Below are 17,281 nucleotides of genomic sequence, written 5' to 3' on the forward strand. Positions count from 1 at the left end.
GCGGCGTCCTCACCTGCTTAACTAAATCTCTTTACTATTCCTCCAAAAGACTCATAGCAGCCTCCACAAAAGTCCCTGCCCCGATATATAATACCGAATCGTCCACACAGTACCGTGCATTATGAGCCGGATAATATTCCCCGTCCCGCGGGTTTGCCATCGCAGTCTGAAGGTAGAAATAACACCCCGGCGCTTTCTGGAAGAAAAAGGCACAGTCCTCCCCTCCCATTTCCGGTTTGTTAATCGACCGTACACGTTCTTTCCCCGCTATCTTTTTTGCCGCTTTTCTCACATGCTCCGAGACCGTTGCGTCATTTGAAAGAGGCGGATAGGGCTGATCAATCCTGAATGTGTAATCAGCTCTCATAGCCTTTGCCGTGTGGTCTATAATCTCCTCGATCCGTTTCATGACAAAATTTCTGGATTCCATATCCACGTTTCGCACGGTGCCTATAAATTCCGCCTCATCGGGTATAATATTACTGGTCCCGTTCCCCGCCCTGACGGTTGCAATCGTGATTACACTGGAATTGAGGGGAGACACCTCTCTACTGACAATATATTGAAGGTTATTGATAATCAGCACGGCTGCCGCAATCGGATCAATACACTCGTCAGGAGCACATCCATGTCCGCCTCTCCCTTTGACCGTCACATAGATTTGTTCGTCGGATGCAGATACGTATTTATTGCTGATAATAACGGCTCCGTTCTGATAAGGCTCCTCTGTCTTTCTCGTTGTATGCAGGGCAAGCATATAGTCCACTTTCGGATTCTCCATAACCCCGTCCTTTACCATTGGTTCCGCGCCGCCCGGCCATTCCTCTCCTGGCTGGAACAACAGTCTGACCGTCCCGTTTATCTCACTTTCGTGGCGTTTTAATAATTTTGCGGCCGCCAGCAAAATTGCCGTATGGGCATCGTGGCCGCAGGCATGCATATTCTTATTTTCCGAGCTGAATTCAAGACCTGTGTCCTCCTCAATCGGAAGTCCGTCCATATCGCCCCTTATGGCGACTGTTTTGCCCTGCCCGTTGCCAAAATCCGCCACAATACCGGAATGGCCCGTATATGTCTTATATGTAATACCCATCCGGTCGAGTTGTTCCGTCACAAAGCGGAAGGTTTCCGGCAATATCAGTCCAACCTCCGGAATCCGGTGAAGACTGCGTCTCCATAAAATCAGCTCCTCCTTTATCTCAAGAGCTTCACTCAAGATATCTCTTTTCATTTATTATCACTACCCTTTCTTAATTTCTTAAATTTACGCCCTGCTGCTTACTAAAACGGTCCGTATCCAACCTTTACCGCAAAAATTAGGAACGCAAAGGTTATCACTACCCACACTGCGTAAAGCGGAGCCAGGAACTTGATCCATTTCCCCCAGGGGACCTTGGCCATTGATAAAGCGGCCATCAGAGTTGCACAGGTAGGGGTGACTACGTTTGTAAATGAATCTCCGAACTGAAATGCCAGAACCGCCGTCTGCCTTGTCACTCCCAGCACATCGGAAAGCGGGGCCATAATCGGCATCGTAACCGCCGCCTGACCGGAGCCGGAGGGTATCAGGATGTTTAAAATATTCTGGACAACGAACATACCGCAGGCGCTGAGCGCTGCAGGCAGCCCCTGCAAAAGTCCCGACATAAAGTGGATAACCGTATCAATAATATTTGTGCTTTGAAGAATATAAGTCGCCGCGCCGCAAAGTCCGATTGCCATTCCCGCCCACAAAAGGTTTCCGCAGCCTTTGATAAATTCATCCGTCATCTCACCCGGCTTAAGTCCTCCCACGATTCCGGCTAAAACTCCGGCAATCAGAAAAACAGCGGAAAGCTCGTCGATATAAAAGCCAAACTGAGTAACTCCGACTATAAGAGCCACTACGCTGCCTACTAAAATCAAAAGCACCAGCTTATGCCGTATCGTCAGCTTCGGCACATTATAAACATCAATATTAACAACATGGGTTTTATCTTCCTCATAAACCGGACTGGACTCCGGATTTTTACGGACCTTTATCGCGTGCATCGTTACATAAACAATACTAACGGAGAGGAAGGCAACAAAAGCGGCTATCCTCAGCCACATCCCCGAAAACAGGGGCAGTCCCGCAATTCCCTGTGCCACTCCGACTGTAAAGGCGTTGGTAAATCCGCCGGAATAGCCGCAGGCCGCCGCCATCCATACAATACCCATGGCCGTCATCGAGTCAAATCCCATGGCAAGGCAGACGGTGACCATTAGTGGAAAGAAGGCCAGGAATTCTTCAAAGTTCCCTGCGCAAGCCGAGCCGAGGCCGAATACCACCATGCAAATCGGCACAAGCAGAATCTCTTTTCCCGCCATTTTCTTAATCAGGTTCGCCATTCCCACATGAAGCGCTCCTGTCGCATCCATAATTCCAAATACCCCTCCGATGATTAAGAGGAAGAAAATAATATATCCGGAATTTTGCAATCCAATCGTCAATGATTCAAAAAACTCAAAAAACCCAATAGGCGTCTGGTCAATGTAATGGAAGGTGTCAGGATTAACCAGCATTCGTCCCGTAGCAGGATCTGCCACTCTGTCATACAAACCGGCCGGAACTACGTAGCTGGCAATTGCACTGGCCAGTACGATAATTACCAGGATCAGCATTGCGTTCGGAGCCTTCAACTTTAACTTTTTCTTTTTTTCACTCATTAAAAAACCTCCTCCTGTTTATTTTGTTAATTTATAATAAAATCTGCCGTCTTCCTTTATCCCCCCTTTGCCCAGATTTCAGCTCTCCTTTTTTCATTCGGTAATAGAGGACGGAACATCCCGCTCCTAATATAAACACGATTCCCGAAGAATAGAACGGCAGCAAGCTGCCTGCTCCGTATATAAAACCGGCAAATAAAGCCCCGAACACCTTTCCCGCATACTGGCAGGAATTAAACATACCGGCGACACTGCCGCTGTTTTCCTTATTGCTGTCCTCCGTCGCCATTGTCTGCTGAAGAGGCAGGTACAGCGCATTAACCGCATAAAATATAAAGTTGCCAACCACAAAAGCCGGGACATCCGATACAAGCGGAACCGTTACCGCCACGACGCCGTTTATAAAAAGACAGGCGATAATCGAGCGCTTGACCTCCGTCTTCTTCATCAGCCAGGCTCCCACTGTAAAATCCACAATGAGTGTAATGCCCCCTATCCCGGCCCGAATCAGGCCATTGTAATAATTGGGGAATTTAAGCGCCTCCTTGACATAATAGTTATATGCGTTGTCATACGCAGTCGTGGCAAAGCTGGCACAAAATACGGAGGCCATGAACACGGCCAGCAATACCGTAATATTTGATCCGCTCTTCTTTTGGTCCGGCAAGCTCCTTTCCTCCCAGGCAGACTCCGGATCCTTAACAGTCAATAAAAGTATGAGGGCAAACAGGAATATCGCCACGACCTGAATCTGGAAAGCCAGTTCAATAGATATGCTGCCCAAAAAACCTCCTATCGAATATCCAACCGCACAGCCCGCCGTTGACAAAACCGAATAGTAAAGCATACCCCGGCTCCGTTCCTCGGCTCCGGTAAGATTGATCAGGCCGGCCAGTGTGGCTACCGGAACGGCAGAACAGGTAATTCCGCCGGCCAGACGGCATATGATGATCTCTGCCTGCGTAACCGAATAGTAAAACGCAATCTGTGTAACTGCATAAGTGACAAATCCAATAAAAATCACTTTCGTACAGCCGATTTTCCCGCACAGCCTTCCCCAAACGGGAGCCATAAAAAAGGAGGCCCCGGCCATTGCCGCAAAACTCACCCCAAACATATAATCGGGAAGGCCCAGTTCCAGAAACATCGCCGGTGTTATGGGATTAATGAGATTAGAAAAAGCCCAGAAAAACGCATGAAAAAATAATAAACGCTTTGCATCAGCCTTTTTCATGCCTTTAATTCGATCCAACACCACTCTCCCCCTTTAAAACCCCCGCAATACTGTCTGTGTACTGCGCCTTAATTGTCAGATGTTTTTTTACGCTTTACGCAATATATTTGTCAATTGCATCTTTGTATAGTATAATAAAAAATAATCCATTTGAGAAATACAAATTATCTTTCAGTGTGAATCAGAAATTTAATAAGAATTACAAAGTGCCGGGAGGAATATATGGATACCGAAACATTGAAAACATTTTTATTATTAGCCAACACAAAAAATTTCAGCCGGACAGCCGAAATCATGTTCGTATCACAATCTGCCGTCACGGCGCGGATTAAATCGATTGAAGCGGAACTCAACAAGACCCTCTTCGTGCGCAACAAAACCTCTGTGGAACTGACTCCCCATGGAAAAATATTTATCCACTATGCAAAGAGCATCTGCAATCTGGATCTGGAATCAAAAAAAGCCCTCGATGTATCCGGCAGATTCACGTCCCGTCTGTCAATCGCGGCTCCGGAAACCATCTGGCAGTCTACGGTCTTCTCAAAATTCCGTACGCTCATAGAAAAATATCCCAACATCTCATTCAACGTGAATGTTCTGCATTCCAACGATATCGTAGACGGGATTCTGGACGACAATATCGATATCGGCTTTGTGCTGAACCGTCCCACCCACCGTATGATAGAGACTGTGGAGCTATGGAATTGCGGCTATGTCCTTGTTAAGTCACCTGCTCTGAAACTGAACTCCCGCTATTTCTCTCCCGATACGCTGGATGATTTTCCTTACATCGATATGGACTGGGGGATGGCATTTTCGAATTGGCTCAATACGTATTTTTATCCACGAATCTATCCGTTTCACACGATTCACGGGTATCTGTGCATGAATCTGCTTCTGGAAGGCCTCGGCGTCTGTTTCCTACCTGAGCGGATCGCTTCCTCCTATATCGAAAGCGGCCGGCTTGAAAAAATACCCTATGAATATTCGGGCTACTCGCCTATCGAATCCGGTTTCCTGGTCTGGCCTAAAAACAATTCCAGTATTTTGACTCCTTACCTCGAAACCTTAAAAGCCGCGTTTCAGGGGGAATCCTTCACCGTCAATCCGTGATAAGCCCGGACACTCCCTACACAGGCCGCCGTTTCCTATTGCTCACGGTCTTCGCGTTTTACCGTCCTTGCACATCCTTCAATAAATAAGGGGCTATAAAATAAGTCCCTTATTAGGAATCGCCAGTTCCGGCAAATGCCGGTTCTGGTAAATTTTTAGGTCATGTGATTTTTGATTCATGCGGTGTCCTCCTTGTAACTTAATGCCATGATGTTGGGGTCAAAAGGTCTTTTGACCCCTTTGAAACCGGATTGCTCCGCACTGCGTGCTCCTCAGATTATGACAAACTTTATTTGATGTGCTGCGACGGGTCGCTGTAGCGACATGATTCCCTGCCGACGCAGTGCGATCCTCCGCGGAGCGGTTTTTATTTAACAGGAAAACTTTCCTATTAAATAAAAAATGCACGCTCTATGTATCATTACATAAAGTGTGCATGATTTAAATCTATAAATTTATGAGCCCTGCTTCCATCTCCTCAATATCAAATCCACCGGCCCGCGCAGCGAAGTCACCACCATGATACCTGCGGCCAGCGCTACGGCCAGCCCCAGAGCCGACCGGGCCTTCTCAGCAAAGACAGGCAGATCCATTCTCAGAGCCGCACTCACCGCATAATAAAGCGCCCCGCCCGGGATAAAAGGAATTACGGTCGGCATCAGCACGGTTGTCGCCGGTGTCTTTAAAATCCTCGCCCATACCTCGGCGTAAATTGTGATAAGAATGGCCGATAAAAAAAATCCCAGGTATTGATTATCCACGAAGTTGATAAAAACAAGATAAAGCCCCCAGAAGACGGCGCCTCCAACGGCGGAAATCAGGATTCTCTTGCCCCTCGTATTAAAGAGAACCGCAAACCCGAGTGAGCCGAAAAAGGACGCGGCTACCGCATAACAGAACTCTCTCATAAGGAACCTCCCGTCAGGATGATTGCTATAATAAAGCCTCCTGCGACACAGACCGCTGTTATAATCGCCTCTGAAAAATGCAGCAGGCCGCTGATCATATCCCCGCTGATAAAATCACGGAACGAGTTTGTCAACAGCACCCCCGGTATCAGCAGCATGATATTGCCTATCATAATCGTATCCAAATGCCGGCCAAGACCGGCAAAACAGACAAAGATACATAAAAGCCCCGACAGGATGGAACAGATGATATTGGAGAATATCTGTTTCATCTTCATAGACTGCAGGCCGTACAAGGTCAGTTTCAGCAGTACGCCGACAAATGCGGCGGCAAATCCGTCCCTCAGTGTGCCCCCGAAAAAAACAGTAAAGGCCGCCGCCACCATCGCACAGACGGCAATCTGAAGAGCCGGTGGATATTCTTTGCTCTTTACAATTGCATCGAATTCCTCTTCGATCGCCTGCCGGGGCAGATGTTCCGAACAGATTTTCCTGGACAGATTATTAAGTCTGTCCAGCTTATACATATTCGTGCCGTAGTTTAATATTCTCCTGGTCTGGGTAATCCACTCCCCGTCTGACGTTTCCAGGGAAACAATGATACATGAGGCGATGGAGAAAATGTGGCTCTGGCGGACGCCGTAGGCGCTGCATATGCGGCTGATCGTATCCTCCACCCGGCTGATCTCAGCGCCGTTAATCAGGAGCTGTTCCCCGATATTTATCGCACAGGTAAGTATCTGTTCATTTGTCATGTATTTGATTCCTTAATTTTCTTAAAACGTTTCAATGCATCGCGGTATGCCACAATGATTGCTTTCGTGGAAGAACCATAGTAGCGTCTTTTAACCTCAGCTTCAATTTGCTCTGCATCGGTTACGAACTTTTTGCCGATAAACAGCCTTCGGATAAAATCCTTGGTAAGTTCCAGAGTCCTTGAACAATCTACCTCAATAATCTCTTCCGTCTCCGGTATGATCTCAAACGCAATATAAAATGTCCCGTAAACCTTCGTAATCGCATTATCCAGATTCGTCCTGGACTCGCCGATAATATATACCGTTTCTCCCTGATTCATATCCCTGCCCCCCTATGAAATCTACGCCGGAAACTTTCCGGCATTACTGATCACAGCCCCGCTGAAAAACGCGGTTTCACGCCGTGTAACACGGGATTTTCGTGCAATTGCACACGAAAACACCTCGCAGGACAGTGGCTGTAAAAAGTAACTGCCCGGCTCCTATTTGTTATTATACGGCAGGTAATATTTTTCTGTCAAGAAAGGACACCCTCTGTCATTTCACGAAAGGTTACGGTTCAGCCTTCGGCTTAAAAACGCCGTTGATTGTGGTGAAAAGTTCACTTTTCATCGCGTCGCGCCGCACAACTCGGGATTTTCGCAAAAAACAGCGAAAACACCTCGCGGAATACATCATGGCTGAACGGTTACCACGAAAGCTCTTCATATATAATTTGTGAAATTCTGCCGATTGCCTCTCTTCCGTCCTTATTGGTTTTCACCCCATTTGTCAGTACGGCCAGAATATAGGGGTGTCCCGGAAGAAGGATGATTCCGCCGTCATTTTCCAGAAAATCCAAATCACCGCACTTATGCGCCACTTCCACGTCCTCAGGCAGATAGAGCTGAAGGCGTCCCGACTGCTGCTGCCGTTTCAGAATATCCAACATCAGGGCGCTGGCTTTCCTGTTCACACAGCTTCCCTCATAAATTTTTTTCAGGATCAGCATGATATCATCGGCACAGATAAAATTATCACAGCCCTGTTTTTTCGCTTCTGAATCCATCATCTTCCGGCCCAATACCGCTTCCTTCAGTCCCAGTTCTGCCGCCATCCCGTTAATCCTGTCCATGCCCAGCATCTGTATCAGAATATTCGTGGCCTCATTGTCGCTGACTATAATCATCAAGGTCAGTATCTCTCTCAGTGAAAATTCATGGCCCGGCTCCAGTTCCTTAAGGACTCCGTCTCCGCCGGTTCTCATTTCCTGCGTAATTTTTATCTTTTCTTCCAGGGACAATTCCCCTGCGCAGACACGGCGCATCAGCTCGGCCATGATAACCAGCTTTATCATGCTGGCCGAAGGGACACGCCTGTCCCCGTCTATGGAAAACCCGTCCTGTTCCTTTAAATCGAACAGCGATACGCAGATATTCCCTGTCTGAGACTCAATAAATTCATTGATCCGGTTTTTCAATTCTTCCCTGTATGCCATTTCCCCTCTCCTTCGCGCGGAGCGTGCAGGTCACCGCCTTCAATTAAAAAACCCGGCAAAAAACAGGTATTCCTGTTCTTTGCTGGGTTTCATTCGCTCCAATATAGTGTTTGCTATATCATACAAAGTGAAGCAGCTCTTCATTTGTATTTATTTGGTTTGTGCTTTATCTTTTGTATTTTGAAAATGTTATCTTTTGTCGTCGTTTCTTTTGTATTTCTGTTGTTCTTTTGTGGATGCCGTCTTTTGTACTTTTGTGTACATTCTTTTGTACTTCGTAAAGCGCTTATGTACTTTCCGTTACAAATCCTTTGTATCTGCGTACTTTTTCTTTGGTAAACCTTCTTATGTAAGTTATCTTTTGTATATGGTTAACCACGAACTAAGTATAATATAAAATGAGAGGCTTGTCAATTATTAAGACGTATTTGTCGAAATATTTGTCACTGCTTATTCCCTCCGGCTTTACAGCCGTCATAATATTCCTTATATCTTCCAAATTTTTTCCGGTAAATATCTGTCCGGACCGGATCTGGACAAACGATTCCCAGAGGCGGCACGTCGTAATCCTCCAGATTCTCAATTCTTCCCATCAGAGATGCTGACTTCCCTTCTCTCTATTCTGCACATTTAACGACTAAAACCCGTAAAAGAACGGATATTTCAGTTCTTTTACGGGTTTTAGCTGCACTAAGTAAAATGAAATCCGTCAGGAAAAGGCCAAAGCCCAACGCCGTCTCCACTACCCGGATTTTCCAGAGAGAAATTTATATGAAGCTTGAGTAAATCCTGCAATGGAAATGTAAGAATTCTTAGGATAGCCGTAATAGCCACAGAAAGAGAAATAGTTTAGAATAATAATAAACGTATCAAACCGGCGGTTGTCCGGCGGCAGTTTCCGTCAATGCTGCCGCACAGCCGCCTTAACAGAAAGGGGAAATTGTATGAAGCTTCTGAGAACCGTCGCTCTGTTTGCCATATGCCTGACAGCGCTGCTGTCCGCAGCCGGCTGTTCGGAAAAAGGAACTGAATCTTTTAACGCCGTTATCACGGAGATTACCGAGGACGGAATCACTGCCAGGCCGTTTGAGGATGAAGAGATACTGAAAAAAGCATCCGTCATCAGACTGGACCAGTCTGTACTTTCCGCCAATCCGGTTCCGGATTTTTTACCCGGCGATACGGCACGCATTGTGTGGAACGGAAAAGTGAAGAAAGGAGAACCTGCTTCCCTGGAGCATGTCTTTGCCGTCTACAGTCTGCCCCCTTTGTACAGTGAAGAATTGTTCAATGCCAGAAATGAATATATCGGCGACGCCCCCGCAGACGGACGGCTTCTGGGCCTTCTGGCCGAGTATTTCAACATAGAAGAAAAAAGGTCGTTGGAACTTCAAACATCCGGAGAACCATATACCATGACGGTACATTTCGAAAGTGAACCGGATCTGAGACGCATGAGCCAGACGGCATGCAGCCTCCTCGCCCTGATCGGAAACTGCGGTGAAATCCGCTGGGATTATCCCTCTAAAGGCAGCGATGTAAAAGAAGGCGTCAGTATCACCACAGCAGATGCCGAAGAACTGCTCCAATTAGAAGATTTGAAGAAGTATGGTGAAACAGAGGAATCGCTTCACCGGCTTCTTGAGAACATTGTACGGCTTACCGAGATTAACCGGTAGCCATTCCCGCAAACAATAAACTTTCAAAACCGGCTGCAGGAAAGGAAATGGGAATATATGGGATATTTTATCAAGAAACAAAACAGAAAGAATATAACAAGATTTTTTACGGTCCTGTCACTCTGCTTTCTACTGTCAGGAACCGCTCCTCTGACCGCCCTGGCCCATGATGCCGAGTGGGGCATGTGGCGCGGCGAGCAGAATGCACTGATCATCGGTACCATAACGGAAACAGAGGGGAACCTGTATCAGATTACGGTAAACCACGCACTCACCTGCGGCCCGGAAGGCGCTGAAAAAAACGTAATAGACAGGATGCTTCCGCTCAGCGAAATACCCGGTGAACTGACGGCAGATTTTACCGGATATCAGGGAGAACTGTATTCCTACACCACTTCCTACCATGGCAGGGAGAAGCCGGAAAAGGGTGATTTCGTTCTTCTCTCCCTGGATAAGAAGGGAGAAATCTGGAAGCTGGTCTGGCCGCCCTATGAATTGAGCGGCACCGATCCCCAGACACTTGAACTGCTTCCCGAAAAAAAGAAGACCAACACGGCTGCTGCCTGGGAGATACTCATCCGTTCCGGCGGCAGTATCAACGACTTCTTTTTTTCCGGCGCAAACAGCCTTTCGGCAAATATTCTGCAGGAGGACGGCTCCGTCAAAAGGGAACTGCTGTGGGAGCGGCAGGAAGGAACGGAGTCTGAAACGGCTGATAAGAGTACGTCCGGCCGGAACATATCAGATGAAACAGCCGCTTTAGCCGGTGCCGGTGACAGCAGCGGCGCGGCAGACGGCCGGAACCGCCTTATCAGAGAGACGGGCGAAGGTTCATACCGCTCCAGCTTCTGGCCCTTGATTGCTGTTTCTGTCGTTGTCTGTATTCTCTGTTTCGGTCTTGGAGTTATTTGGGAAATACACCGAAAAAAGAATAGGAAATAACTGGAGCGTGGCTGAAAATTTCTTTCCGTCAGATGTGCGGCACACTTTGCGGCACATTTGGCGGGAATGAATTTTGAGACACGCTCTAATGCTCCGTCTCCTGTTCCTCTTTCAGGTAGCAAACAAGCGCCCCCAACAGATTGGACACATTCAAATATTGACATGTCACCACCTCGGCTCTTCTGACTATATAGGTGAATTCACTGTATATTTCATCCAGATTCTTTCTGATATACTCCATCAGAAGAGGCTGTCCGCTGATCCCGCCGCCGATGGCGAACCGCTCCGGATCCAGGATGTTTTGCAGATTAAAAATCTGGACAGCAAGCTCTCTCGTATATTCGTCAAGGCATTCCAGTGCTTCCTTGTCGCCGTCTCCCGCCAGCAAAAACACCTGTTTCCCATCCAGCGCTTCACAGGGCAGCTTCTTTTTCTCAGCCACCCTCTTTACAAGCGACACTCCGCCGCAGCGGTTTCCCCATATATTCCCGGAATCCGGCTTTTCCGTACCCGCCGTGCAGATAAAGGATACCTCTCCTGCTGAAAAATGGCTTCCCTTGTATAGTTTTCCGTCTTTAATAATTCCGCCCCCGATCATTGTACCCAGGACGAGGACTACTCCGTTTTCCACATCAGACAGACAACCCAGCTCCGCCTCAGCCATTGCCGCACATTTTCCGTCATTCTCAATATGGATTTTTGTTGGACACCGCTTTAAAAGAGCTTCTTTCATGGCAAAGCCTTCGTTATATCGAAGCGCTCCTCCTGTGTAAAAGTATCCTTTCCGGCTGTCGATAATCCCCGGGGCCGCAATAGCCATGCCGTCTATCTCACCCGCAAATCTGTCATACAGCTTCCCCAGGGCCTCCACCAGCTCATCGCGCCCCTCTTTTGGGGTGGGGAGCTGATCCGTCATCATCACATAATATGCTTCGTCCATCAGCGCATATTTTATGAAAGAACCTCCTATATCGATTACAAGATATCTCATCACGCCACCCCCGTTCCATCAAAAACCACTCTATAATTGTGTCAGGTCTTTACCGTCAAACACGCTCTCCCAGTCACTCTTAAAATCAGCCACCGCCTTGCCGATGGCCGCCATCCCCATCGCCTCGTGGAGAAGCTGCGGAGAAAGCGTCGCCGTCTGGGCCCCGGCTGCAAAAGCAGCATTCACCTGTGCGATATTTTTAAAGCTGGCCGCCAGGATTTTTGTATTATATCCGTAAGCTCTGATTTGCTCCGCCAGACAGGCTATAGTGTCATAGGCATCAATATCCAGATTCTCCATCCTGTTATAATACGGCGCGATAAAGTCGGCTCCTGCCTCCAGCGCCAGATATCCCTGAATTTTCGAATAGACTGCCGTAGCAGTGACTCCTATCCTGTCTTTTTTCAAAGCTCTCATCACCTTCAGACCGTTTTCGTTAACCGGCACCTTGATAAATACCTTATCATCCACCTTATTTAAAACCGTGTCGGCTTCCCTGAGCATCGTGCCTTCATCCGGCGCCGTAAGCTGTATATGCAGGGAACGCTCCGCTCCGATTATTGCTCTGATTTGCCGGAAATGACGATAAAAATCTATCTTCCCCTCTTTTTTAATAATAGAAGGGTTGCTGGTCACTCCTGTAATGGGATAAATGGCGATGTATTTCTGTATCTCCTGAATATTGGCCGTATCAAATAAAAACTCCATGTCTTCCTGTCCTCCGTTTCCTGCTCTTAAAAAACTGCCGTTCTAAAAATTCTGTTCCGTCCTCTCTATAATATCATCCTGTGTCTGGCGTGACAATGCATTAAAGAAAGCCGAATATCCGGCAACCCGGACAATCAGGTCGCGGTACTCCTCGGGATTTTTCTGTGCTGCTTTCAGTGTCTCTCTTGAGACAACATTGTACTGGACATGATAGCCGTGAAGACGGTTAAAAAATGTTCTGAGCAGCATGGTCAGTTTCTGTCTGTCTTCCGGTTTTGACAGAAGCTGCGGCGTCACCTTCTGGTTAAGCAGGACTCCGCCGGTAATTTCCTTTGTGGGCAGTTTAGCAACCGTCTTAAATACGGCCGTCGGCCCTTTCCTGTCCATCCCGTGGCTCGGTGAGCAGCCCTCCGCCAGAGGTTCTTTCGCCTTTCTGCCGTCCGGTGTGGCGAGCGTTCCCATGCCCTGGCCCACATTGGCCGAAATGGACGAGGTTCCGGCATAATAGATGCCTCCTATCGGCCCCCTGCCGTATCTGGTGTTATGATATTTCTTTATCTCGTCGATATATACCTCATAAGCGCTTCGGATAAGAGAATCCACATAATCCTCATCATTGCCGTATTTAGGTGCTGCCAGCAGAAGATTTCTAATCCAGAGCCCCTTCTCCCCTTCAAAGTTATTCATCAGGGCGTCCCAAAGCTCAGCCGGAGTCATGCTTTTATCCTCAAAAACACATTTTTTTATTGCTGCGAGGGAATCAGCCATGTTGGCAATTCCTACCTGGAGGCCGCTGATAAAGTCATAGACGGCTCCGCCTTCTTTCAGTGTCTTTCCCCTTCCGATACAGTCCTCCACCAGAGAGGAACACAGCACGTCGGGCACTGTCTCCTCCAGAACCATATCACAGCAGGTCTCTATAATTACGCTGTGCTTCGTGAAATTCCTGATAATTTTATCCCAGGCACGTTCCACGTCTCCATAGCAGGTCATATCCCTGAAATGTCCCGTACCTTCACACAGTTTCACTCCCGACTCCGGATCCACGCCGTCATTCATTGCTATCAGCAGGGATTTGGGGAAATTCAGGAAACTCATTCCGGTGCAGCGGTATCCCCATTTTCCCGGCACTGCCGTCTCTACACAGCCGATTGCACTGTAATTATACGCGTCTTCCTCCTTGACTCCCTTTTCAATGAAGGAGGGGATAATAATCTCATCATTATTAAAAGCTGGCATGCCAAATCCCAGGCGCACCACTTCGATGCATTCGTTCATAAATTCAGCGCTGAGTCCGGCATGGTAACGGACCGTAAGATTGGGCTGGGGCAGCTTTGTCTGAGCCACGCTCTTTAAAATCAGCCAGGTCATCGGATTCACCGCGTCTTTTTTGTCCGCCGTCTGTCCGCCTACCGTAACATTCTGGTACAGCGGACTGCCGGCGCTGAACTGGGTGTGGGACCAGCTCCTGATTTTGTTAATCGTGAAGGTTTTCAGCCAAAGGTTCGTCATTTTCTCGCAGGCGCTTTCCTCCGTCTCTTTTCCGCTTTTAAGATCCTTCTTGTAAAACGGATAAAGATATTGATCCATTCTGCCATAGGAGAGGGAATGGCCATTGGATTCAATTTGCAGCACAAGATGGATCAGCCACATGGACTGCAGCGCCTCAGCGAAGCTTTCCGCCGGTTCATAGGGAACCTTTGAAAGAATGCGTGCCATTTCCCGAAGCTCGGCCGCCCTCCTCATTTCATCAGGTTCCCCCTTCTCAAGCCCGGCCGCCTTGCCCAGGGCAAGCTCTGAATAGCGGGAAGCAAAATTTTTAACGGCCTCAATGACAATCAGGATCGCCTGATAAAAATAAAATTTCTTTAAATTCTCAGCCTCCGTAAGCTCCAGCCGTTCCATCGCTTCCCTGGTGCGCCTCTCGTAATCCTTAAGTCCCAGTCTCATGACCTTTTCATATTCCACGGCCAAATGTGCATCACCGGAAGTGATATTCCCCTCCGCCTTAATAATCCCGAGGTCATAGAAAATCCGGCTCGACTCCGGCATTGCCGCAAGTCCCCTGTCCTTCGTCGTATTATGTTCCCAATACGGAGCCAGCTCCCTGAGCTTTTCCTTTGTCTCCTCTGTTATGTAAAAAACATCCCCGTCTCTTTTCTCAAACCGGTCCAGTTCCTCCATCACCCAGTCCATCGCATATTCCGGAAATATCGGAGCCGCCCGGTTGGCAGACGCCTGGTTTCCCGCCAGCAGGGTCTGCGGCTCAATGTAAATTGTCATATGTTCCAAAATATTCCGGAGCATATAGGCTCTTTTGAGAACCACCGGCTTATCCGCGTGCATTCGGTAGCTTTCCGTCGTAAGTACTGCACGCTCCGCGCAGACATACGGCTTCGCATTCAGAAGTTCTTCCCTGAAATTATGCATACGTTCCGTCAGCTTTCCAAAGTGATTGTTTTCCATGGCTGTTTCCTCCTCAAAACGTTGAAATGTAAAGCTTTGCGATTCTTTTTTTCTTAATTTTCCGGCGCTTTTTTCTTCGAATGAAAGAAGGTGCTTTCCTCAATGCTGTTTTCTTCGGACATTTTGCCGATAAATTAAGCTATCCCAAATCCTGCAAAGACATTTTGCCGATTTTTTATATTTTTATTGATTTCAGTGTACGCCTTTTATTTCATTTTGTCAATATTTTATTTACGTACGAAACTTATTTACTTTTGAATCCTGTTGTGATATAGTATGCAATGATTACGATTCAGACGTCCTTTCATTTTTTATAGGAGCTTATGATTATGAAGGCAAATATTTTTAATATTCAGAGATTCAGTATCCATGACGGCCCCGGAATCAGAACGGTCGTGTTCTTTAAAGGATGTCCTCTGAGATGCCCCTGGTGTTCCAACCCGGAGTCGCAGCATCGCCCTCCCCAGATACTATGGGACAAGAAAAAATGTTTCTACGGTCATCTGTGTGAGGTGAAATGCCCTGCAGGCTGCCTGAATTTTGAAAATAACAATCTGGTTTTCAGTGCAGATAACTGTACCGGATGCAAAAGCTGCATCACCCAATGTCCCGGAAAAGCGCTGACATTTGTAGGAAATATGATGGAGCTGGATGAGGTCATGGAAGAGGTGCTTAAAGACATGGATTTCTATCAGGAATCCAAAGGAGGAGTCACTCTGTCGGGCGGAGAAGTCCTTGTACAGCCTGATTTCGCCGCAGCCCTTCTGAAAAAATGTAAAGAGAACGGAATCCATACCGCGCTGGAGACTACAGCTTTCTCCACTCCGCTGGTGTTTTCCAAGGTCCTCGCAAATACAGACTTGCTTCTGCTGGACATCAAGCACTATAATGACAGGGAGCATATTAAATACACCGGAGTGTCCAACCAGTCAATCCTTGAAAACCTGGACTTTGCCGTAACCATGAAAGTTCCGGTTGTCGCCAGGATACCTGTCATTCCATCTGTCAACAACACCATCCAGGATGCAAAGGAATTTGTCAAGCTGCTGAAGGAACACAGGGTAGATACGGTGAATCTGCTTCCCTTCCACCAATTTGGTGAGAAAAAGTATGAAGAGCTTCAGGTTCCCTATCAGTTAAAAGATGTCAAAGCGCTCCGCCCCGAAGATATGACTGAATACTATAATGTTTTTAAAAATGCCGGCCTGAATGTAAGCATGTAGCCTTATGGTTCACCAGCACGGACAGGCAGAAATATAAATGAGTGGCAGCCCGGACAGTCCGGACCGTCACATAAAAACAGGCAATGCAGACAGTTATCGTCACTGTTTGCATTGCCTGTTTTCCATATAATCCGTGCGTGTGCCAAAAACTCTTAATTTCCTTCTTCCGGAACGCATACCCGGATCCCCTCTTCCTCCAGAAGTTTCTTCGATTCATTGGGAATCCCGTTATCCGTATAAACGCTGTGCACTTCCGAAAGCTTGAACTGTACCACAACTCCCTGTCTCGAAAATTTACTTGAATCCGTAACGACAATTACCTTCTTCGCAGACTGAGCCATGCTTTTCATCGCCTCCGTCCGCATCATGTCACCGCCGGTAAAACCGATTTCCGGCAGAAAACCGTCGGTTCCCACAAACAGTTTATCAACGAAAAATTCCCCTGCACATTGCCTGACAAGAGGGCCTACCATGACCTGTGACTCCTTTTGGTATTCTCCCCCCAAAAGAATTACTCTCCCTACGGATACTTCTCTAATATAGGTAGCTATAAATGCGGAATTTGTGATAATCGTAACATCCTTCTTATCCGCCGCCAGCTGCTCCGCCAGGAGGGCGCAGCTCGATCCCGACTCTATCATGATGGTTTCACCGTTTACCACACTCTTTGCCGCTTCTTTAGCAATTTTTAGCTTCGTATCATACCGGACCGCCATCCTGTTATTGATGTCGTCCACATTCTTCATAACCGCATAGCCATGTTCCCTGGAAAGAAGGCCCCTCTCCTCCAGCACATCAAGATCCTTACGAATCGTAACCTGTGAAACACCCAACATCTCAGATAACCGGTTAACTTCTACTTTTTTCTCTTCACTGACAATATCCAATATCTTCGTATGGCGTTCTGTCATTCCTGATCCCGCGGCGATGCCGCTCTCCTTTCCATGTCATATTGCATAAGAGGTACTGTTTTACTAGTATAGCACACTCCATTTTCGTTCGTAAACAAGAAATTAATTAAGCAGGTGAGGACGCTGCCGGTACGGCCGGCGGACGGGGCGGTGAGGTGTGTATATGAGTCTTTCGTCCCGGGG

General features: G+C 47.5%; 16 protein-coding genes. 4 read left to right on the forward strand and 12 right to left on the reverse strand.

Annotated features, from left to right (window positions below; translation table 11 throughout):
- Positions 1-34: 34 nt before the first annotated feature.
- From CLOSYM_RS18545 to CLOSYM_RS18555, 3 genes are read right to left on the reverse strand one after another with little or no spacing between them, the layout of a single operon-like run.
- On the reverse strand, positions 35-1,231 hold the full coding sequence (locus CLOSYM_RS18545) for a M20 metallopeptidase family protein (protein ID WP_021643326.1): 1,197 nt from the start codon (positions 1,229-1,231) through the stop codon (positions 35-37).
- 50 nt (positions 1,232-1,281) lie between these two features.
- On the reverse strand, positions 1,282-2,688 hold the full coding sequence (locus CLOSYM_RS18550; RefSeq protein ID WP_009297495.1) for a YfcC family protein: 1,407 nt from the start codon (positions 2,686-2,688) through the stop codon (positions 1,282-1,284).
- 31 nt (positions 2,689-2,719) lie between these two features.
- Positions 2,720-3,940, reverse strand: a complete 1,221-nt coding sequence (locus CLOSYM_RS18555; RefSeq protein WP_003506445.1) for an MFS transporter — start codon at positions 3,938-3,940, stop codon at positions 2,720-2,722.
- A 204-nt stretch (positions 3,941-4,144) separates the two neighbouring features.
- Here CLOSYM_RS18555 and CLOSYM_RS18560 point away from each other — a divergent pair, with 204 nt between their 5' ends.
- On the forward strand, positions 4,145-5,035 hold the full coding sequence (locus tag CLOSYM_RS18560) for a LysR family transcriptional regulator (protein WP_021643328.1): 891 nt from the start codon (positions 4,145-4,147) through the stop codon (positions 5,033-5,035).
- A 455-nt stretch (positions 5,036-5,490) separates the two neighbouring features.
- On the opposite strand, the gene CLOSYM_RS18565 is transcribed toward CLOSYM_RS18560, so the two are convergent.
- From CLOSYM_RS18565 to CLOSYM_RS22835, 5 genes are all read right to left on the reverse strand, one after another.
- Positions 5,491-5,943 (reverse strand): threonine/serine exporter family protein, encoded by a 453-nt coding sequence (locus CLOSYM_RS18565; protein ID WP_021643329.1) that lies wholly within the window; start codon positions 5,941-5,943, stop codon positions 5,491-5,493.
- A complete protein-coding gene (locus CLOSYM_RS18570) occupies positions 5,940-6,698 on the reverse strand; it encodes a threonine/serine exporter family protein (RefSeq protein WP_003506443.1) in 759 nt (252 codons plus the stop codon). The genes CLOSYM_RS18565 and CLOSYM_RS18570 overlap by 4 nt, the downstream gene beginning before the upstream one ends.
- Complete coding sequence (locus CLOSYM_RS18575) at positions 6,695-7,021, reverse strand: DUF3870 domain-containing protein (RefSeq protein WP_003497362.1); 327 nt, start codon at positions 7,019-7,021, stop codon at positions 6,695-6,697. Before CLOSYM_RS18575 ends, CLOSYM_RS18570 begins: the two co-directional genes overlap by 4 nt.
- A 368-nt stretch (positions 7,022-7,389) precedes the next feature.
- The gene (locus CLOSYM_RS18580; RefSeq protein ID WP_021643331.1) at positions 7,390-8,178 is read right to left on the reverse strand and encodes a serine hydrolase; all 789 of its coding nucleotides are present in this window, start codon (positions 8,176-8,178) and stop codon (positions 7,390-7,392) included.
- Positions 8,179-8,621: 443 nt separating this feature from the next.
- A complete protein-coding gene (locus CLOSYM_RS22835; protein WP_021643333.1) occupies positions 8,622-8,771 on the reverse strand; it encodes a hypothetical protein in 150 nt (49 codons plus the stop codon).
- 351 nt (positions 8,772-9,122) lie between these two features.
- Between CLOSYM_RS22835 and CLOSYM_RS18585 the strand changes: the two genes are divergently transcribed.
- Both CLOSYM_RS18585 and CLOSYM_RS18590 read left to right on the forward strand, forming a co-directional pair.
- Positions 9,123-9,857, forward strand: coding sequence for a DUF4825 domain-containing protein (locus CLOSYM_RS18585; protein WP_003506439.1), 735 nt, complete (start codon positions 9,123-9,125; stop codon positions 9,855-9,857).
- A gap of 57 nt (positions 9,858-9,914) precedes the next feature.
- Entirely contained in the window at positions 9,915-10,799 is an 885-nt protein-coding gene (locus CLOSYM_RS18590) for a hypothetical protein (RefSeq protein WP_021643334.1), read from the forward strand.
- Positions 10,800-10,884: 85 nt separating this feature from the next.
- On the opposite strand, the gene CLOSYM_RS18595 is transcribed toward CLOSYM_RS18590, so the two are convergent.
- The 3 genes from CLOSYM_RS18595 to CLOSYM_RS18605 are packed head-to-tail and all read right to left on the reverse strand — an operon-like array spanning position 10,885 to position 14,964.
- Positions 10,885-11,790 carry an ROK family protein gene (locus tag CLOSYM_RS18595; RefSeq protein ID WP_021643335.1) on the reverse strand — a complete coding sequence of 302 codons (906 nt, stop codon included), beginning with the start codon at positions 11,788-11,790 and terminating at the stop codon, positions 10,885-10,887.
- A gap of 30 nt (positions 11,791-11,820) precedes the next feature.
- Positions 11,821-12,498 (reverse strand): fructose-6-phosphate aldolase, encoded by a 678-nt coding sequence (locus tag CLOSYM_RS18600; RefSeq protein WP_021643336.1) that lies wholly within the window; start codon positions 12,496-12,498, stop codon positions 11,821-11,823.
- A gap of 42 nt (positions 12,499-12,540) precedes the next feature.
- Positions 12,541-14,964 (reverse strand): glycyl radical protein, encoded by a 2,424-nt coding sequence (locus CLOSYM_RS18605; RefSeq protein ID WP_021643337.1) that lies wholly within the window; start codon positions 14,962-14,964, stop codon positions 12,541-12,543.
- A gap of 329 nt (positions 14,965-15,293) precedes the next feature.
- On the opposite strand from CLOSYM_RS18605, the gene CLOSYM_RS18615 reads away from it, so the two are divergent.
- Positions 15,294-16,187 carry a glycyl-radical enzyme activating protein gene (locus tag CLOSYM_RS18615; RefSeq protein ID WP_044902858.1) on the forward strand — a complete coding sequence of 298 codons (894 nt, stop codon included), beginning with the start codon at positions 15,294-15,296 and terminating at the stop codon, positions 16,185-16,187.
- 152 nt (positions 16,188-16,339) lie between these two features.
- Here the strand turns inward: CLOSYM_RS18615 and CLOSYM_RS18620 are convergent, their stop codons facing one another.
- On the reverse strand, positions 16,340-17,098 hold the full coding sequence (locus CLOSYM_RS18620; protein ID WP_021643339.1) for a DeoR/GlpR family DNA-binding transcription regulator: 759 nt from the start codon (positions 17,096-17,098) through the stop codon (positions 16,340-16,342).
- Between the last annotated feature and the right edge of the window lie 183 nt (positions 17,099-17,281).

It is taken from the genome of [Clostridium] symbiosum ATCC 14940, assembly GCF_000466485.1.
Lineage (GTDB): Bacteria > Bacillota > Clostridia > Lachnospirales > Lachnospiraceae > Otoolea > Otoolea symbiosa.